The organism is Sphingomonas endophytica (assembly GCF_001476895.1).
Lineage (GTDB): Bacteria > Pseudomonadota > Alphaproteobacteria > Sphingomonadales > Sphingomonadaceae > Sphingomonas > Sphingomonas endophytica_A.
The window spans coordinates 43381-61221 of the sequence record NZ_LDTB01000003.1 but is presented as its reverse complement, the minus strand read 5'-3'; the positions used below and the strand labels follow the sequence as shown (position 1 = coordinate 61221).

The following is a 17841-nucleotide window of genomic DNA, read 5'->3' as shown; positions in this document are numbered from 1 at the left end:
TCGTGGACGCGGTGGACCGGCTGGTGCCGGTCCACCGCGTCCACGATCTGACCGCCGAGGGCGATCACGTCGAGCGCGAGCTGGCGCTGGTCAAGGTGCGCGGCACCGGCGACCAGCGGATCGAGGCGCTGCGGCTGGCGGAGGTGTACCGCGCGCGCGTCGTGGATGCGACGACCAGCAGCTTCGTGTTCGAGGTGACGGGCGGAACCAGCAAGATCGACAAGTTCGTCGAGCTGATGGGAGAGGTCGGCCTGATCGAGGTCGCGCGCACGGGCATCGTCGCGATCGCACGCGGCAAGGACGCGGCGTAGGCATTTACTTTAACCGTCACCCCGGCGGAGGCCGGGGTCCAGAACCACAAGCGCCGCCGTCCGCGGCTCTGGATCCCGGCCTTCGCCGGGATGACGATCGGCAAAGAGGAAAAGGGAATATGAAGGTCTATTACGATCGCGACGCCGATCTGAATCTCATCACCGGCAAGAAGATCGCCATCGTCGGCTATGGCTCGCAGGGCCATGCGCATGCGCAGAACCTGCGCGACAGCGGGATCGCCGAGGTCGCGATCGCGCTGCGCGAGGGTTCGGCGACCGCCAAGAAGGCGGAGGGCGCGGGCTTCAAGGTGATGAGCACCAAGGACGCCGCCGCCTGGGCCGACATCCTGATGATCCTGGCGCCCGACGAGCATCAGGCCGCGATCTATGACGAGGACATCAAGGGCCGGATGAAGCCGGGCAGCGCGCTGGCGTTCGCGCACGGCCTGAACGTCCACTTCGGGCTGATCGAGCCGCCGGCGGACATCGACGTCATCATGATCGCGCCGAAGGGCCCGGGCCACACCGTGCGCAGCGAATATGTGCGTGGCGGCGGCGTGCCGTGCCTGATCGCGATCCACCAGGACGCCAGCGGCAACGCGCATGACGTGGCGCTCGCTTACGCCTCCGGCGTCGGCGGCGGTCGTTCGGGCATCATCGAGACGAACTTCAAGGAAGAGTGCGAAACCGACCTGTTCGGCGAGCAGGCGGTGCTGTGCGGCGGCGTGACCCACCTGATCCAGGCCGGGTTCGAGACGCTGGTCGAGGCCGGTTACGCGCCGGAAATGGCGTATTTCGAGTGCCTTCACGAAACCAAGCTGATCGTCGACCTGCTGTATGAGGGCGGCATCGCCAACATGCGCTACTCGATCTCGAACACCGCCGAATATGGTGACATCGTCACGGGTCCGCGCATCATCACCGACGAGACGAAGAAGGAAATGAAGCGCGTGCTGGCCGACATCCAGTCGGGCCGTTTCGTGAAGAACTTCGTGCTCGACAATCGCGCGGGCCAGCCGGAGCTGAAGGCGGCGCGCAAGGCGGCGGCGGCGCACCAGATCGAGAAGACCGGCGCGGAGCTGCGCGCGATGATGCCGTGGATCGGCGCCAACAAGCTGGTGGACAAGGAAAAGAACTGATCGCCGGGCGGCGGGGCGCAGCGAGGCTGCGCCCCGACTCGCCCAAGGCCGGCCGGCCCGACAAGCCGGCCCATAGGGCACGGCTTTGTCGGGTCCGACGGGCCGGCGGGTGGTGCGCGCTCCCCCATCCCGTCATTCCCCCCAACCTAACCGCTTTGTAACCCGCGTACCCGATTGCCGCCCGCCCCCCGCTCCTGTAATCGCGCGGCGATGCGGACGGGGACGTACCGAGCTTCGTCGTACCGGACGCGGGATGATGCGCGCAGTCGCCTCGTCTCGATCGCGCTCGCGATCGGCATCGCCGCCGCGATCATCTTCGCGCTGCTGACGATGGGTGGCGTGGTGCGCGGCGATTTCGGCGATCGCAGCCGGCTGGTCAGTTTCGACGTGAAGCAGGAGGGCGCCACCCAGCGTCAGGCCAGCACGAAGAAGGCCGAGCGCCAGCAGGTGACGCCCGAACGCGCCCGGGTGACGCCGCGCGTCACGCCGGAGCGCCCCACCCCGGTCCCGCCGCTGCCCGAACAGCCGCTGCATCTGCCGGGCGTGATGATCCTCAACAGCGCCGACTATGCGGCGTCCGACATCGGCAAGATCAAGGGCACCGCCGCCCCCGCGTCGGGCAAGGGCGATGCGGGGCGCGGCGACGATACCGCGACGGTGGGGCTGGGACCGGGCGGCGAGCCGCTCTACGCCGCCGAATGGTATCGCCGTCCCCGCCCGGCGGAGATGAACCCCTATATGCCGGCGGGCAAGACCGGCTGGGGCGAGGTCGCTTGCCGCACCGCGCCGCGTTTCCATGTCGAGGATTGTCGCGAACTGGGCGAGTCGCTGGGGTCGGGGCTGGCGCGCGCGGTGCGGCAGGCGGCGTGGCAGTTCCTGGTGCGACCACCGCGCAAGGGCGGCGCGGACCAGATCGGCGCGTGGGTGCGGATCCACATCGACGTCGCCCCGCGTGGCGGCGCGTCCGATGACGGCGATTGAGCCTTCCTGCGAAAACGTTCGTTTCGCAACCACCGTCTTCGCAGCCACGGCTTTCTGTGGTGCAAGGACGTCGTAACAGGAGGATCAACACCATGCGTCCGTTCATCGCCGCCGTGCTCGCCACGACGCTCGCCGTTCCCGCCGTCGCGCAGCTCGCCACCACCCCGCAGCAGCCGGGCCAGCCGGTCGCGTCGCGCGTCACGGCCGGCACCTATCAGGTCGACCCCGCACACACGCAGGTGACGTGGGAGGTCAACCACATGGGCTTCTCCATGCTGCAGGGGCAGTTCGGCGCGCAGGGCGGATCGATCACGATCGACCCGAAGAAGCCCGCCGCGACCAAGGTCGACGTCACCTTCGCGATCAACGATCTGTCGGTCACAACGGCGAAGTTCGCCGAGCACCTGAAGTCCGGCGACTTCTTCGATGCCGCGCAGCACCCGACGGCGCGCTTCGTCTCCACCTCGGTCACGCCGCGCGGCGCGACGCGCGCGACGATGACCGGCGACCTGACGATCAAGGGCGTGACCAAGCCGGTGACGCTGGACGTCACCTTCGTCGGCGCGGGCACCAACCCGATGAGCAAGAAGACGAACCTCGGCTTCACCGCGACCGGCACGATCAAGCGCAGCGATTTCGGCGTCGGCGCGTATGCGCCGGTCGTCTCCGACAATGTGAAGCTGACTGTGCAGGCCGCCTTCACCGCCTGATGCCCCGCCGGCCCGCCGCATCACCGGCGGCGGGCCGGTCCGGTCAGGCAGCGCGGCGCAGTCGCGCGAAGCTCTCGAAGGTCGCCTTCACCGCTGGTTCCGCACCGGCGATCAGCGACGCGATCCTCGCCATCAGCGCCGCCTCGTCCGCTTCGGCCGGGGCGCGCTCGGCCATCGCCCAGGCGCCGAACTCCCGCGTCTCCACCTCACGCTGCGACAGCATCACGATCGCGCGGTGGCGCGGATCGCCGATGATGCGCGCGAAGGCCGCCTCGACCATGTGCGGCTCCCCCTCCAGCGCCTGGAGGAAGCGTCGGCCATCGGCATAGAGCAGCCCCGTGACGCCATCGCGGGCATTGTTGCGCCGCGACGTGTCGAGAATCGGTGCGGTATCGACGCTGCCGACCGCTGAGCTGATATAGACGATCTGTAACATGCCGTCCGTTACTCCCGTCTAAACCTTTCTTTTTCGACAACAATAATCTCGGGCTGGACATCAGGCGGCGTCGCGGGCTAGCCATCGTCCGACATGACGCGCCGGATCGGCCTTCTCCTGCGACTTACGCGCCCTTAGGCGCGAACCTGCCGACGCGTGCATCGCACGCGCGACGCGCCTAAGGGCTGTATCTGACCTTACCCCGACGCTCCTGACGTATGAGAGCCACCGAGATGTTGCGCGACCCCAGCCTGAAGTACCGCCCGTTCCCAACCGTCGATCTGCCCGACCGCCAATGGCCGTCGCGGACGATCACCAAGGCACCGCGCTGGCTTTCCACCGACCTGCGCGACGGCAATCAGGCGCTGATCGACCCGATGGACGCCGAGAAGAAGACGCGCTTCTTCGACCTGCTGGTGAAGGTGGGACTGAAGGAGATCGAGGTCGGCTTCCCCAGCGCGGGCGCGACCGAATTCGACTTCATCAGCGGGCTGGTCCGTGACGGGCGCATCCCCGACGACGTCGCGATCCAGGTGCTGACGCAATCGCGCCGCGACCTGATCGAGCGCAGCTTCGAGAGCCTGGAGGGCGCGAAGACGGCGATCGTCCACCTCTACAACGCGGTCAGCCCGGCGTGGCGCAAGATCGTGTTCGGCATGACCCGCGACGAGGTGAAGACGATCGCGGTCGAGGGCGCGAAGGTGCTGCGCGACGAAGCCGCCAAGCGCCCCAACACCCGCTGGCAATTCGAATATTCGCCCGAGACCTTCTCGACCGCCGAGCTGGATTTCTCGGTCGAGGTGTGTGCGGCGGTGATGGACGTGCTGCGGCCGACCGTCGATGCGCCGATCATCCTGAACCTGCCCGCCACCGTCGAATGCGCGACGCCCAACGTCTATGCCGACCAGATCGAATGGTTCGGGCGCAGCATCCCGAACCGCGAGGCGGTGGTGATCTCGCTCCACACGCATAACGATCGCGGCACCGGCGTCGCGGCGGCGGAACTGGGGTTGATGGCGGGCGCGGACCGGGTCGAGGGTTGCCTGCTGGGCAACGGCGAGCGGACCGGCAATTGCGATCTCGTGACCGTCGCGCTGAACATGTACACGCAGGGCACCGACCCGCGCCTCGACCTGTCGAACATCGACGAGATCGTGAAGACGGTCGAATATGCCACGCGCATCCCGGTTCACCCGCGCACGCCCTATGCCGGCGATCTGGTGTTCACCGCCTTTTCGGGCAGCCATCAGGACGCGATCAAGAAGGGCTTCGCAGCACAGGCGGCGCGCAACGACACCTTGTGGGAAGTCCCGTACCTGCCGATCGACCCCGCCGACCTGGGCCGAAGCTACGAAGCGGTGATCCGCGTCAATTCGCAGAGTGGCAAGGGCGGCGTCGCCTGGGTGCTGGAGCAGGACAAGGGGCTGAAACTGCCGAAGCGGATGCAGGCGGACTTCAGCCGCCACGTCCAGGCGCTGGCCGACGAGAGCAGCCGCGAGCTGAACGCCGCCGATATCTGGGGCGCGTTCGAGCGCGCGTATCTGCCCGGCGACGCCGACCGTTTCGAGTTGCGCGATTACGAGGAAACCGGCGCGAGCGGCGAGCGCGTCTTCGTGGGGCGCGTGGCGATCGATGGCGAGGAACGATCCTTGTCCGGGCGCGGCAACGGCCTGATCTCCGGCGTGATCGCCGCGCTGGCGGACAGCACCGGACCGGCGCTGGACGTCGTCGACTATAGCGAACATGCGATCGGGCATGGCGCGGGCGCGCAGGCGGTCGCCTATCTCGAATGCCGCACCGGCGACGGGCGGACGGTGTGGGGCGTGGGGATCGACAGCGACATCGCCACCGCCAGTGTCCGCGCGGTCCTCTCGGCGGCGAACCGCGCGTGACGCGCCGGTACGCCGCCTTCCTGTTCGACATGGACGGGACGCTGATCAACAGCATCCCCTCCGCGGTGCGGGCGTGGACGGCGTGGGCGGAGCGGCACGGGATCGATGTCGATGAGCTGATGGCGGTGATGCACGGGGTGCGCGCGATCGAGACGATCCGCCGCTTCGCGCCGCCGGGCGTCGATCCGCAGGCGGAGTTCGAAGGGCTGTTGCAGGCCGAGATCGACGATGTGGCCGATGTCGTCGAAATCGCGGGCGCGGGCGCCTTCACCGCCGCCCTGCCGCGCGAGCGCTGGGCGATCGTCACCTCCGCCCCGCGCTCGCTGGCGGAGGTGCGGCTGCGCGCCGCCGGGCTGATCCCGCCCGCGGTGATGATAACGGCGGACGACGTGACGCGCGGCAAGCCGGCCCCCGACTGTTTCCTGATGGCGGCCGAGCGGCTGGGCGTCGCGGCCGGCGACTGCCTGGTCTGGGAGGACGCTCCGGCAGGAATCGCGGCGGGCGAGGCGGCCGGCGCCGACGTGATGGTCATCACCGCCACGCATCACGCACCGCTGGAAACGAGGCACGGCGCCGTCGCCGATTACGGCGCACTGCGGGTCGAGGTGGACGGCGACGGCAACCTGTTGCTGCACGCCGGCTGACGGCCTCGCGGCCGGGCGGCGTCCGACGGTTCCAGAGAAGCGGGACATTTTGCGGACGTCGCGACGCCGACCACCCCGTCAGTCGAACGGGTGTCCGGGGGCGATGTTCGGCGACAGCGATAGCGTTCGCGATCTCGGCACCGTGGATGCCGGAACATGTCCGGCATGACGGAATGGGTTTCGTTGCGAGCGCCGGGGCGACGGCTACTCGGCCGCTTCCTTCACCGCCTCGAACTCCGCCGCCGCCAGGAAGCGTTCCGCGTCGAGCGCGGCCATGCAGCCGGTGCCGGCGGCGGTCACCGCCTGACGATAGACCTTGTCCATCACGTCGCCGCACGCGAACACGCCCGGCACGCTGGTGCGCGTCGAGCCGGTTTCGACCGCGATATAACCATCTTCGTCGAGCGCGAGGTGGCCCCGGAACAGCTCGGTCGCCGGATGATGGCCAATCGCGACGAACCCGCCCTCGACATCGATCCGCGAATGCTCGCCGGTCTGCGTGTCCTCCAGCTCCAGCGCGACCAGCCCGGCGGTGCCGCCGCCGTCGACGAACTCGCGAACCTCCTTGTTCCAGAGCACCTTGACGTTCGGATGCGCGAACAACCGCTCCTGCAGGATCCGCTCCGCACGCAGGCTGTCACGGCGGTGGATCAGCGTCACGTCGTCGCTGTGGTTGGTCAGGTACAACGCCTCCTCGACCGCGGTGTTGCCGCCGCCGATCACCGCCACCTTCTTGCCGCGATAGAAGAAGCCGTCGCAGGTGGCGCAGGCGCTGACGCCCTTGCCCTTCATCGCATGTTCGCTATCGAGCCCCAGCCACTTGGCCTGCGCGCCGGTCGCGATGACCAGCACCTCGCCCTCGTACACGTCGCCGCCGTCGCCGATCAGGCGGAACGGGCGGCTGGTCAGGTCGACCTCGACGATCGTATCCCACATCAGCCGCGTGCCGACATGTTCGGCCTGCGCCTGCATCTGCTCCATCAGCCACGGCCCCTGGATCACCTCCTTGAAGCCGGGATAGTTCTCGACATCGGTGGTGGTGGTCAGCTGCCCGCCGGGCTGGATGCCCTGCACGACGATCGGCGCCATCCCCGCGCGCGCGCCATAGATGGCGGCGGACAGGCCGGCGGGACCGGAACCGAGGATCAGCATGCGAGTCGAATGAATGGTCATGCCGCGCGATGTAGGAGCAACCCGCGCGCAAGGAAACCGCACGCGTTGCGCGCACGCCCAAGTCCTGCTTTGGTCCGGCCATGACCGACTTTAGCGCCCTGCTCCAGCCCGATCGCGGCCAGCCCGCCCGCGACATCCATGTCGTCCACCCCGGTGATTTCGCCGCGTGGCTGGCGCAGCAGCCCGAACGCATCCGCACCGCCGTGGCCGCCAACAAGGTGACGGGGCGCGCCGGCGATCGCGCGATCCTGCCGGGTGAGGCCGCGACCGACTGGGCGATGCTGCTGGTGTGCGACGAGCCGCTCGAATCGCCGTGGCGGATCGCCTCGCTGGGCGGCGGCCTGCCCGAGGGGACGTACCGGCTGGCGGGCGGCGGCGCGACGGGTGCGGCGGGGCTCGGCTGGCTGCTCGCCCAGCATCGCTTCACCCGGTATCGCAAGGTGGAACCCCTGCCCCCGCGCATCCTGCTGACCACCGACGTGGCCGCGATCGACGAAACGGTGCGCATCGCCGCCGCGACGGCGCGCGTCCGCGATCTGGTGGATACCGGTGCCAGCGACCTCGGCCCGGCGGAACTGGAGGCGGAGGCCGACGCGCTGGCGACGGCGCATGGCGCGACCGTCACCGTGACGCGCGGCGACGCGCTGGCGACCGGCTATCCGATGATCCACGCGGTCGGGCAGGCCGCCGCCAAGGATCGCGCGCCACGCCTGATCGAGCTGGACTGGGGCGACGCGGCGCACCCGCGCGTCGCACTGGTCGGCAAGGGCGTGTGCTTCGATTCGGGCGGGCTGGACATCAAGCCGTCGTCGGGGATGCGGCTGATGAAGAAGGACATGGGTGGTGCCGCGCATGCGCTGGCGCTCGCCGGGCTGGTGATGCAGGCGCGACTGCCGGTGCGGCTCCACCTGCTGATACCGGCAGTCGAGAATGCGATTGCGGGCAATGCCTTCCGCCCCGGCGACGTGCTGGCGACGCGCAAGGGCCTGACGGTCGAGAACACCAACACCGATGCCGAGGGGCGGCTGATCCTGGGCGACGCGCTGACCCGGGCGGTGGAGGGCGCGCCCGACCTGCTGATCGATTTCGCGACGCTGACCGGCGCGGCGCGCGTGGCGCTGGGCCCGGACCTGCCCGCGACCTTCGTGCAGGACGACACGCTGGCCGCCGACCTGCTGGCGGCGGCGGCGGCGGTGCGCGACCCGCTGTGGCGGATGCCGCTGTGGGACGGGTATGACGACATGCTGAAGTCGGACGTGGCCGACCTGGTCAACGCGCCGGACGGCGGCTTCGCGGGTGCGATCACCGCCGCGCTGTTCCTGCGGCGCTTCGTTCCCGCGACGCTGCCCTGGGCGCATCTCGATACGTTCGCGTGGCGACCGGCGGGACGGCCGGGACGCCCCAAGGGCGGCGAGGCCTATGGCCTGCGCGCGGCATGGGCGCTGTTGAAGGCGCGATTCGGCTGACGGCGCCCCGGCGCGGGCCGGGGTGGCGTCAATCGGCGGCCGCGATGATCGGCACGAACTTCGCCGCCGTCAGGCTGGCGCCGCCGACCAGCGCGCCGTCCACGTCCGGGGTCGCCAGGATCGGGCGCGCATTCTCGCCCGTCACCGATCCGCCGTACAGGATCCGCACGCCGTCCGCCGCCTCGCCGATCAGCTGCCGCATCTTGGCGCGCGCGATGGCGTGGATCGCGGCGATATCCTCCAGCGTCGGGGTCCGCCCCGTGCCGATCGCCCAGCGCGGTTCATAGGCCAGCGTCAGCCAGTCGCCGCTCGCATTCTCCGGCAGCGACTTTTCGATCTGCGCCTGCACCACCCGCTCGGCGCGGCCGGCGTCGCGCTCCGCGCCCGTCTCGCCGCAGCAGAGGATCACCGACAGGCCGTGGCGATGCGCCGCCGCCGCCTTCGCCCAGGCGTCCTGGCTGGTTTCGTGCTGGTCGTGACGGCGCTCCGAATGGCCGACGATCGTGAAGCGCGCCCCCGCCTCGCGCACCATCGCCGCAGAGACGCAGCCGGTGTGCGCGCCGCTGTCCGCCTCGTGCACGTCCTCGGCACCGATCAGCAGCCCCGGCACACGGTGCGCGGCGGGGGCGATCAGCGTGGCGGGCACCGCCATCGCGACATCGACGCCCGGGTGCGCGGCGGCGGCGGCGGCGATCGCGTCCAGTTCCGCCAGCAGCGCCAGGTTGCCGTTCATCTTCCAGTTGCCCGCCACCATCTTGCGCCGCGTCATGCCCGTGTCCCTGTCCAGATCGATCGTGTAGAACATGTTATACGCGCGCGGCGCTTGATGCCAACCGGCCGTGTATCTAAAGCGGCGAGCTTCACTCCTGTCCCGGTCTGCCTGTCCTTATGCTCAGCTCTCTTCGCGGCGCCATCTATTCCAAGGTCGGCATGATCGTCACCTTCGGTGTCCTGATCGTGATCGCGCTGGCGTTCGCCGCCGGTGACGTGACCGGCCTGTCGAGCGCGGGCGGCATCCTGGGCCATCCGCTGGCCAGCGTCGACGGCGAGAAGGTGGCGGCGGACGACATTCGCCGTCGCGCGCAGGACGAGCTGCGCGCCGCGCGCCAGCAGCAGCCCGACATCGACATGGCGGCCTTCGTCCAGCAGGGCGGGGTCGAAAGCCTGGTGACGCGCGCGCTGACCGGGCTGGCGCTGCAGACGTTCGGGCAGGAACAGGGGATGCGCGTCAGCCGCGCGCTGATCGGCAGCGAGCTGAAGGCGATCCCCGCCTTCGCCGGTGCGACCGGGCAGTTCGACCAGCAGGCGTATCTGCGGCTGATCGCGCAGCGCGGGATGACCGACGCGCAGGTCCAGCGCGAGATCGCGCGCGAGACGATGGCGCAGTTCCTGCTGGTGCCGACCGTCGGCGCGACGCAGGTGCCGCAGCAACTGGCGCTGCAATATGCCTCGCTGCTGCTGGAGAAGCGCAGCGGCCAGGCCACGCTGATCCCGCTGCAGGCCGGTGGCCCGGCGCCGAGCGATGCGGACATCCAGCAATGGTACAAGCGGAACATCGCGCGCTACACGACACCCGAGCGGCGCGTGATCCGCTATGCGATCGTCGGCCCGCAGCAGGTCGCGGCGCAGAGCGTGCCGACCGACGCGGAGGTCGCGCAGGCCTATGCCGCCGACAAGGCCAAATACGCGGCCAAGCAGGTGCGCGACGTCACGCTGGTGACGGTGCTGGACCAGAAGGCGGCGCAGGCGCTGGCCGACAAGGTCAAGGGCGGCACCGCGATCACCACCGCCGCACGCGCCGCCGGGCTGGAGGCGCGGGCCGTCACGGGGGTCGAGCGCGCGACGCTGGCGACGCAGACCGCGCCGGCCGTCGCCGACGCGCTGTTCGCGGCGCCGCAGGGCAATGTGGTCGGTCCGCTGCGTGGCGCAATCGGCTTCGTCGTCGCGCGCGTCGACAAGGTCACGCAGGATCCGGGCAAGACGCTGGCGCAGGCGCGCGGCGACATCGTCGCGGCGCTGACCAAGCAGAAGACCGCCGATGCGATCGGCAAGGCCCGCGACGCGATCGAGGATGCGCTGGCCGACAATGCCAGCATCAACGAGGTGGCCAAGGACCAGAAGCTGACCGTGCAGGCGACGCCGGCGGTGGTGTCGAGCGGCGCCGATCCGGACCAGCCGCTGATGCAGCCCGACGCCGCGTTGGCGCCGGTGATCGCCGCCGGCTTCGCGGCCGAGGACGGCGACACGCCGACCACCGTGCCGCTGGGTCAGGACGGCGGCTTCGCGGTCGCCGCGCTCGACCGCATCGTGCCCGCCACGCCGATCCCGCTGGCGCAGGCACGCGCGCAGGTGGTCGGCGACCTGACCGCCGATCGCGCCCGCCGCGCGGCCGAGAAGGCCGCCAATGCGATCGTCGCGAAGGTCAATGCCGGCACGCCGCTGGCCGCCGCGATCGCGCAGGTCGGCGTGAAGGCGCCGCCGGTCGAGACGGTCAGCGCCACTCGTGCGCAGATCACCGCCAATCAGGGTCAGGTGAACCCCGTGCTGGCGATGATGTTCGGCATGAAGCAGGGCACGGCGCGCGCGATCCAGGCGCCGGACGGGCGCGGCTGGCTGGTGCTGCGCGTCGAGACGGTGGTGCCGGGCGACGCCAGCAAGCTGCCGGGCGTGATCCAGGCGACCCGCGTCGACCTGGGCCGTGCGATCGGCAACGAATATGCGCAGCAGTTCGCCAACGCCGTCGCCGCCGCGCAGGGCGCGAAGCGCTATCCGGACGCGATCGCCCAGCTGAAGAAGGACCTGCTCGGTGGCGACAACGGCCAGTGATCCGCTGACCCTGCTCCGCGCGGGTCGTCCCGCGCTGGTGTGGCGCCGCCGGATCGCCGATACGGAAACGCCGGTCGCCGCCGCGCTGAAACTGATCGAGCCGGGTCGCGGCGACTTCCTGCTCGAATCGGTCGAGGGCGGTGCGGTGCGCGGTCGCCACAGCATGATCGGCCTCGCCCCGGATCTGGTGCTGCGCGCGCAGGGGCCGCATGCCGAAATCAATCCGCGCTGGCTGAGCGACCGCGACGCCTTCACGCCGTGCGCCGCCCCGACGCTGGCGGCGTTGCGCGAACTGGTCGCGTCGATCCGCATGGATTTGCCGCCCGAACTGCCGCGCGCGCTGGCCTGTCTGGTCGGCTATTTCGGCTATGAGACGATCGGGCTGGTCGAGACGCTGCCGCAGGCGGCGCATGACGCACTGGGCCTGCCGGACATGATGTTCGTCCGGCCGACCGTCATCCTGATGTTCGACCGGCTGGCGGACGAACTGTTCCTGGTCGCGCCGGTATGGCCGAAGGCGGATCGCACGCCCGAGGCCCTCGTCGCCGAGGCGGAGGAGCGGCTGGACACGGTAGAGGCGCGGCTGGCGAGCGCCACGGTGCCGCCGCGTGCGCGCGCCGAGGTGGCGGAGCCGGCGCTGGAACCCGTGCTGGAGCCGGGCGCCTATGCCGCGATGGTGGCGGCGGCGAAGGATTATATCGCCGCCGGGGACATCTTTCAGGTCGTGCTGGCGCAGCGCTTCACCGCGCCCTTCCCGCTTCCGGCGTTCGAGCTGTACCGCGCGCTGCGGCGGGTCAATCCGTCGCCGTTCCTCTATCATCTCGACCTGCCCGGCTTCGCGCTGACCGGCTCCAGCCCGGAGATCCTGGTGCGCGCGCGCGACGGCGAGGTGACGATCCGCCCGATCGCCGGCACCCGCCCGCGCGGCCGCACCGCCGTGGAGGATGCCGCCAACCGCGACAGCCTGCTCGCCGATCCCAAGGAGCGGGCCGAGCATCTGATGCTGCTCGATCTGGGCCGCAACGACGTGGGGCGCGTCGCCAGCCCCGGCACCGTGCAGGTGACCGACAGCTACGGCATCGAATTCTACAGCCATGTCATGCACATCGTGTCGAACGTCGTCGGGCGGCTGGATCCGAAGCATGACGCGATCGACGCGCTGTTCGCGGGCTTCCCGGCCGGCACGGTCAGCGGCGCGCCAAAGGTCCGCGCCTGCCAGATCATCGCCGAGCTGGAGCGCGAGCGGCGCGGTGCCTATGCCGGCGGGGTCGGCTACTTCTCGCCGGACGGTTCGATGGATTCGTGCATCGTGCTGCGGACCGCCGTGGTCAAGGACGGGACGATCCACGTCCAGTCGGGCGCGGGGATCGTCGCCGACAGCGACGCGGCCTATGAACAGCGCGAGTGCGAGGCGAAGGCCGGCGCGATCCTCGCCGCCGCGCGCGAGGCGGTACGGCAGGCATCAACGGCCGATTACGGGCAATAGCCCGGCGGTGGGTGCGGCGGACGTGACGTCAGCCTCACCCGCCTGCTTCCCCGGCCCCGTAAAGCCGGACGCGAGCCGCCAGCACATCACGGTCGCGACCGTTGGGCCAACCGGCCGGGGCGTGATGCGTCGTCGACCGTGATCGCGCTCAGCGACCGCCCGGGATCATCGAGTCGTTCTTCTCCGCGGCGCGCCGCTCCGCCGCCCAGGCGCGGTTGATCGCCAGTGCGCACCCGGTCTGTCCGCCCGAGCCGACCGTCGAGCAGGTGTCCGGAATGCCGGCCGCGACACGGCTGGCCTGATCGGCGACCGCCGCCCGGTTCGCCCACGCCTGATTCTTGGCCGCCGGCTCCGCCGAATCGCGCAGTGGCTTGGGGATGCGGAACTGCTCGTCGGGGTTGAGGCGGCTGCACACCACGACCTCGTCGCCCTGCGCCTTCGGACACGTCTCGTTGCCCTCCAGCGTCACGCTGCGCACGCGTTGCGGCGCGCGGCCGGTTTCGCCCGCCGACTCGGTCTGCGCCGATGCCATCGACGGCAGTGCCAGTGCCCCCGCGAGCAGGAGAACAACGGTGCGACCCAGCATGAACAATCTCCTCGCGATCCCAACGTGCGCGCGCCGCATTTTCTCCGCACGCATCATGTCCCCGCCATGACGAAAAGTGACGGCGACGCAATATTCCTTTCGCATCGGGCGCGGGTGGCAGGTTGCGATGCCGCGCGCATCGGCTATGGCAGGGTCATGATCCTGGTGATCGACAATTACGACAGCTTCACCTGGAACCTGGTCCATTACGTCATGGAACTGGGCGCCGAGGTGCGCGTGGAACGCAACGACGCCCTGACGGCCGCCGAGGCACTGGCCAGCGGCGCGCAGGGTATCCTGATCTCGCCGGGACCGTGCACCCCGAACGAGGCCGGCATCAGCCTGGACCTGGTCGCCGCCTGTGCCGAGGCGCGCCGCCCGTTGTTCGGCGTCTGCCTGGGCCATCAGGCGATCGGCCAGCATTTCGGCGGTAAGGTGGTGCGCGGCGGGTTGATGCATGGCAAGACGTGCCCGGTCGATCATGACGGAACGGGCGTGTTCGCCGGCCTCCCCTCGCCCTTCACCGCGACCCGCTATCACTCGCTGATCGTCACCGACGTGCCCGATTGCCTCGCCGTCAACGCCAGCGCGGCGGACGGATCGGTGATGGGCCTGCGACATCGCGAACTGCCGATCCATGGCGTGCAATTCCACCCGGAAAGCATCGCCACCGAACATGGCCACGATCTGATCGCCAATTTCCTGCGCGCGGCGGGCATCAACCACACGGGCCGGATCGCCGCGTGACGACGCTGGCACTGCTGCCCGATCCCGCGACGCCGCTGTCGCGCGAGAGCGCGGCGCAGGCGTTCGCCGACATTCTGGACGCGCGCACCGGCGAACAGGCGGTCGCCGACTTCCTGATCGCGCTGGCCGAGCGCGGGGAAACCAGCATCGAGATCGCCGAGGCGGCACGCGCGCTGCGCGCCCGGATGATCCCGATCGCCGCACCGCCGGGGGCGATCGACGTCTGCGGAACCGGTGGCGACGGGCAGCATACGCTGAACGTCTCGACCGCCGTGAGCCTGGTCGTCGCCGCGTGCGGCGTACCGGTCGCCAAGCACGGCAACCGCGCCGCGTCGTCGAAGGCGGGTGCCGCCGACACGCTGGAGATGCTCGGGCTCGACATGGAGCGCGCCGGGGCGCAGGCGGAGGCGACGCTGCGCGACCTCGGCATCTGCTTCCTGTTCGCCGCCAACCATCATCCGGCGATGATGCGAATCACCCCGATCCGGCGCCGGATCGGCCGTCGCACGATCTTCAACCTGATGGGGCCGCTCGCCAATCCGGCGCATGTCACCTGCCAGCTGATCGGCATCGCGCGCCCCGATTACGCACCGCTCTATGCCGAGGCGCTGGCGCAACTCGGCAGCGCGGCGGCGGCGGTGGTGGCGGGCGAGGAAGGGCTGGACGAGATTTCCGGCGCCGGGCCGACGCGGGTCGTGACGGTCGGTGACGTGCGCTTGCCCGCGCGCATCGTGCCCGAGGATGCCGGGGTCGCGCGCCATCCGACGATCGCGATCCGCGGCGGCGATCCCGCCTATAACGCCCACGCGCTGCGCGCGCTGCTGCGCGGGGAGCGGGGCGCGTATCGCGACGCGGTGCTGCTCAACGCCGCTGCGGCGCTGGTGCTGGCCGGCAAGGCCGATGCGTTGCGCGCGGGGGCGACGCTGGCGGCCGAGGCGATCGACGGCGGCGGGGCGAACGATCTGCTGGACCGCTGGATTGCCTGGACATGACCATCCTCGCCGACATCTGCGCCACGAAGCGCAAGGAAGTGGCCGCGCGCCGCGCGACCGTTTCCACCGCCACCCTCCATGCGCGGATCGCCGCGCAGACCCCGCCGCGCGGTTTCCGTGCCGCGCTGGACCGCACGGTCGCCGACGGGCGCCATGCGCTGATCGCGGAGATCAAGAAGGCCAGCCCGTCGAAGGGTCTGATCCGCGCCGACTTCGACCCGCCCGCCCATGCGCGCGCCTATTCGGAAGGCGGCGCGGCGTGCCTGTCGGTGCTGACCGACGCGCCCTATTTCCAGGGGCATGAGGATTATCTGATCGCCGCCCGGGCCGCCTGCTCGCTGCCGGTGCTGCGCAAGGATTTCACGGTCGATCCGTGGCAGGTGCTGGAGGCGCGCAGCATCGGCGCCGACGCGATCCTGCTGATCGCCGCCGCGATCGACGACGTGTGCCTCGCCGAATGCGAGGCGGCGGCGATCGAGCACGGGCTGGACGTGCTGGTCGAGGTGCACGACCATGACGAACTGGCGCGCGCCGCCCGGTTGAAGACGCGGCTGATCGGGGTCAACAACCGCAATCTCAAGACCTTCGATGTCGATTTTCGTCGTACCTACGAACTGGTGTCGCATGCGCCGGCCGGCTGCACCTTCGTGGCGGAAAGCGGGTTGTCGACGCGCGCCGATCTCGACGCGCTCGCCGAACATGGCGTCCATTGCTTCCTGATCGGCGAAGCGCTGATGCGGCAGGACGATGTCGCCGCGGCGACGCGCGCGATGGTCGGCTGATTTGGGCGCGCTCACCCATCTCGATGCCGATGGCGCGGCGCATATGGTCGATGTCGGCGACAAGGCGGTCACACGGCGCGAGGCGGTGGCGACGGGACGGATCGTCATGTCGCCCGAGGCACTGGCGGCGATCCGCGCCGGGGCGGTGAAGAAGGGCGACGTGCTGGCTGTCGCGCGTGTCGCCGGAATCATGGCCGCCAAGCGCACCAGCGACCTGATCCCGCTCTGCCACCCGCTGCCGATCACGCGCGTCTCGCTCGACCTGACGCCTGGCGACGACGGCATCACCGCCACCGCGACCGTCGCCACCGACGGCAAGACCGGTGTGGAGATGGAAGCGCTGACCGCCGTCTCCGCCGCGCTGCTGACCGTCTATGACATGGCCAAGGCGCTCGACAAGACGATGACGATCGGCGGGATCCGCGTGATCGAGAAGCGCGGTGGACGGTCGGGCGACTGGCGGGCCTGATGGCAGGGTTGCTCCCCGTCGCCGAGGCGCAGGCGCGCGTGCTGGCGCTGGGGACGCCCGTTCCCTCGGTCGACGTGGCGCTGGACGCGGCGCTCGGGCGCTGGGCGACCGCCCCGATCGTCGCGCGGCGGACGCAGCCATCGCGGGACCTGTCGGCGATGGACGGCTATGCGCTGCGCTTTGCCGATCTGCCGGGGCCGTTGACCGTCATCGGTGAAAGCGCGGCCGGTGCCCCGTTTCCCGGCGCGATCGCGGCGGGCGAAGCGGTTCGCATCTTCACGGGGGCGGCGATGCCGGCGGGGGCCGACACCGTGCTGGTGCAGGAAGAGGCGGGCCGCGACGGCGCGATCCTGACGCTGGCGGGTGACGGTCCCGCGCATGTCGGGCGCAACGTCCGGCGGCGCGGGCTGGACTTTGCCGAGGGCGATATTCTGGTCGCGGCCGGCGAACGGCTGACCCCGGCACGACTGGCGGTCGCGGCGACCGGCGGGGTGGCGCGCGTCCCGGTCGCCAAGCCGGTCCGGGTCGCGCTGGCGGCGACGGGCGACGAGCTGGTCGAGCCGGGAACGCCGGGCGACGCGCTGCCCGAATCCAACCGCCTGCTGCTACGGTCGCTGCTGGCGGGAAGCGGCGCGGAGATCGTCGACCTCGGCATCCTGCCCGACCGGCTGGAAACGCTGACCGAGGCGTTCGCGACGGTCGAGGCGGACGTGCTGGTGACGACCGGCGGCGCGTCGGTCGGCGATCATGACCTGGTCCGTCCCGCGCTGCTGGCGGCGGGCGCGACACTCGATTTCTGGCGGATCGCGCTGCGTCCGGGCAAGCCGATGCTGGCCGGGCGGCGCGGGGCGATGGCGGTCGTGGGGCTGCCGGGCAATCCGGTGTCGGCATTCGTCACCGCCTTGTTGTTCGTGCGCCCGCTGGTCGCGCATCTGGGCGGTGCCGCGCACCCCTTCCCGCCGGTTTCGCGTATGTTGCTGGGCGAAGACCTCCCCGCCAACGGCGAGCGCACCGATTATCTGCGCGCCGAGATCCGTGACGGGCGCGCCTTCGCCTCGACCATCCAGGACAGTTCGATGCTGCTGACGCTGGCCCGGTCGACCTGCCTGATCGTGCGCGAACCGCACGCGCCACCGGCCCGCGCCGGCGACTCGGCGGAAGTCCTCATCATCGCTTGACGGCACGCGCTATGTTCCATAAA

The 17841-nt window shown here is 70.4% G+C and carries 18 protein-coding genes; 14 read left to right on the top strand and 4 right to left on the bottom strand.

The features are described from left to right. The 4 genes from ilvN to NS334_RS01485 form a co-directional block, all read left to right on the top strand. Positions 1 to 311 (top strand): acetolactate synthase small subunit (gene ilvN, locus NS334_RS01500; protein ID WP_083500179.1); only part of this gene is annotated, 311 nt, incomplete at its 5' end. Positions 312 to 430: 119 nt separating this feature from the next. Beyond that, positions 431 to 1450, top strand: coding sequence for a ketol-acid reductoisomerase (gene ilvC / locus NS334_RS01495; RefSeq protein ID WP_058754207.1), 1020 nt, complete (start codon positions 431 to 433; stop codon positions 1448 to 1450). A 210-nt stretch (positions 1451 to 1660) separates the two neighbouring features. Then, complete coding sequence (locus NS334_RS01490; protein WP_058754206.1) at positions 1661 to 2431, top strand: hypothetical protein; 771 nt, start codon at positions 1661 to 1663, stop codon at positions 2429 to 2431. A 92-nt stretch (positions 2432 to 2523) separates the two neighbouring features. Next, the gene (locus NS334_RS01485) at positions 2524 to 3141 is read left to right on the top strand and encodes a YceI family protein (RefSeq protein ID WP_058754205.1); all 618 of its coding nucleotides are present in this window, start codon (positions 2524 to 2526) and stop codon (positions 3139 to 3141) included. A 43-nt stretch (positions 3142 to 3184) separates the two neighbouring features. Here NS334_RS01485 and NS334_RS01480 read toward each other — a convergent pair whose 3' ends face one another. Continuing rightward, complete coding sequence (locus NS334_RS01480) at positions 3185 to 3577, bottom strand: BLUF domain-containing protein (protein ID WP_058754204.1); 393 nt, start codon at positions 3575 to 3577, stop codon at positions 3185 to 3187. 233 nt (positions 3578 to 3810) lie between these two features. Here NS334_RS01480 and leuA point away from each other — a divergent pair, with 233 nt between their 5' ends. Both leuA and NS334_RS01470 read left to right on the top strand, forming a co-directional pair. Beyond that, positions 3811 to 5469, top strand: a complete 1659-nt coding sequence (leuA, locus tag NS334_RS01475) for a 2-isopropylmalate synthase (protein ID WP_058754203.1) — start codon at positions 3811 to 3813, stop codon at positions 5467 to 5469. Further along, on the top strand, positions 5466 to 6113 hold the full coding sequence (locus tag NS334_RS01470; protein ID WP_241491771.1) for an HAD-IA family hydrolase: 648 nt from the start codon (positions 5466 to 5468) through the stop codon (positions 6111 to 6113). Before leuA ends, NS334_RS01470 begins: the two co-directional genes overlap by 4 nt. Positions 6114 to 6317: 204 nt before the next feature. On the opposite strand, the gene trxB is transcribed toward NS334_RS01470, so the two are convergent. Continuing rightward, complete coding sequence (gene trxB / locus NS334_RS01465) at positions 6318 to 7286, bottom strand: thioredoxin-disulfide reductase (protein WP_058754202.1); 969 nt, start codon at positions 7284 to 7286, stop codon at positions 6318 to 6320. A gap of 80 nt (positions 7287 to 7366) precedes the next feature. On the opposite strand from trxB, the gene NS334_RS01460 reads away from it, so the two are divergent. After that, positions 7367 to 8752, top strand: a complete 1386-nt coding sequence (locus NS334_RS01460) for a leucyl aminopeptidase family protein (RefSeq protein WP_058754201.1) — start codon at positions 7367 to 7369, stop codon at positions 8750 to 8752. A 28-nt stretch (positions 8753 to 8780) separates the two neighbouring features. On the opposite strand, the gene tpiA is transcribed toward NS334_RS01460, so the two are convergent. Next, positions 8781 to 9521 (bottom strand): triose-phosphate isomerase, encoded by a 741-nt coding sequence (tpiA, locus tag NS334_RS01455; protein ID WP_058754215.1) that lies wholly within the window; start codon positions 9519 to 9521, stop codon positions 8781 to 8783. Positions 9522 to 9640: 119 nt separating this feature from the next. Here tpiA and NS334_RS01450 point away from each other — a divergent pair, with 119 nt between their 5' ends. Continuing rightward, positions 9641 to 11578, top strand: a complete 1938-nt coding sequence (locus tag NS334_RS01450) for a peptidylprolyl isomerase (RefSeq protein ID WP_058754200.1) — start codon at positions 9641 to 9643, stop codon at positions 11576 to 11578. Further along, entirely contained in the window at positions 11559 to 13064 is a 1506-nt protein-coding gene (locus NS334_RS01445) for an anthranilate synthase component I family protein (protein ID WP_058754199.1), read from the top strand. The genes NS334_RS01450 and NS334_RS01445 overlap by 20 nt, the downstream gene beginning before the upstream one ends. Positions 13065 to 13212: 148 nt before the next feature. Here the strand turns inward: NS334_RS01445 and NS334_RS01440 are convergent, their stop codons facing one another. Then, on the bottom strand, positions 13213 to 13650 hold the full coding sequence (locus NS334_RS01440) for a hypothetical protein (RefSeq protein ID WP_058754198.1): 438 nt from the start codon (positions 13648 to 13650) through the stop codon (positions 13213 to 13215). Between the two features lie 156 nt (positions 13651 to 13806). On the opposite strand from NS334_RS01440, the gene NS334_RS01435 reads away from it, so the two are divergent. The 5 genes from NS334_RS01435 to NS334_RS01415 are packed head-to-tail and all read left to right on the top strand — an operon-like array spanning position 13807 to position 17818. Beyond that, entirely contained in the window at positions 13807 to 14397 is a 591-nt protein-coding gene (locus NS334_RS01435; RefSeq protein WP_058754214.1) for an anthranilate synthase component II, read from the top strand. Next, positions 14394 to 15389, top strand: a complete 996-nt coding sequence (gene trpD, locus NS334_RS01430) for an anthranilate phosphoribosyltransferase (protein WP_058754197.1) — start codon at positions 14394 to 14396, stop codon at positions 15387 to 15389. Before NS334_RS01435 ends, trpD begins: the two co-directional genes overlap by 4 nt. Further along, positions 15386 to 16171, top strand: a complete 786-nt coding sequence (gene trpC, locus NS334_RS01425) for an indole-3-glycerol phosphate synthase TrpC (protein WP_058754196.1) — start codon at positions 15386 to 15388, stop codon at positions 16169 to 16171. The genes trpD and trpC overlap by 4 nt, the downstream gene beginning before the upstream one ends. Position 16172: 1 nt before the next feature. Then, positions 16173 to 16640: a cyclic pyranopterin monophosphate synthase MoaC gene (moaC, locus tag NS334_RS01420; RefSeq protein ID WP_153002537.1), complete on the top strand. Its 468-nt coding sequence runs from the start codon at positions 16173 to 16175 to the stop codon at positions 16638 to 16640. Then, the gene (locus NS334_RS01415) at positions 16640 to 17818 is read left to right on the top strand and encodes a molybdopterin molybdotransferase MoeA (protein WP_058754194.1); all 1179 of its coding nucleotides are present in this window, start codon (positions 16640 to 16642) and stop codon (positions 17816 to 17818) included. The genes moaC and NS334_RS01415 overlap by 1 nt, the downstream gene beginning before the upstream one ends. The last annotated feature ends 23 nt before the right edge of the window (positions 17819 to 17841 follow it).

Coding starts and splice junctions, on each gene's coding strand:
- NS334_RS01460 (WP_058754201.1), top strand. CDS start 7,367: ATGACCGACTTTAGCGCCCTGCTCCAGCCCGATCGCGGCCAGCCCGCC.
- trxB (WP_058754202.1), bottom strand. CDS start 7,286: ATGACCATTCATTCGACTCGCATGCTGATCCTCGGTTCCGGTCCCGCC.
- ilvC (WP_058754207.1), top strand. CDS start 431: ATGAAGGTCTATTACGATCGCGACGCCGATCTGAATCTCATCACCGGC.
- NS334_RS01415 (WP_058754194.1), top strand. CDS start 16,640: ATGGCAGGGTTGCTCCCCGTCGCCGAGGCGCAGGCGCGCGTGCTGGCG.
- NS334_RS01435 (WP_058754214.1), top strand. CDS start 13,807: ATGATCCTGGTGATCGACAATTACGACAGCTTCACCTGGAACCTGGTC.
- tpiA (WP_058754215.1), bottom strand. CDS start 9,521: ATGACGCGGCGCAAGATGGTGGCGGGCAACTGGAAGATGAACGGCAAC.
- NS334_RS01480 (WP_058754204.1), bottom strand. CDS start 3,577: ATGTTACAGATCGTCTATATCAGCTCAGCGGTCGGCAGCGTCGATACC.
- NS334_RS01485 (WP_058754205.1), top strand. CDS start 2,524: ATGCGTCCGTTCATCGCCGCCGTGCTCGCCACGACGCTCGCCGTTCCC.
- trpC (WP_058754196.1), top strand. CDS start 15,386: ATGACCATCCTCGCCGACATCTGCGCCACGAAGCGCAAGGAAGTGGCC.
- NS334_RS01450 (WP_058754200.1), top strand. CDS start 9,641: ATGCTCAGCTCTCTTCGCGGCGCCATCTATTCCAAGGTCGGCATGATC.
- NS334_RS01490 (WP_058754206.1), top strand. CDS start 1,661: ATGCGGACGGGGACGTACCGAGCTTCGTCGTACCGGACGCGGGATGAT.
- leuA (WP_058754203.1), top strand. CDS start 3,811: ATGTTGCGCGACCCCAGCCTGAAGTACCGCCCGTTCCCAACCGTCGAT.
- NS334_RS01440 (WP_058754198.1), bottom strand. CDS start 13,650: ATGCTGGGTCGCACCGTTGTTCTCCTGCTCGCGGGGGCACTGGCACTG.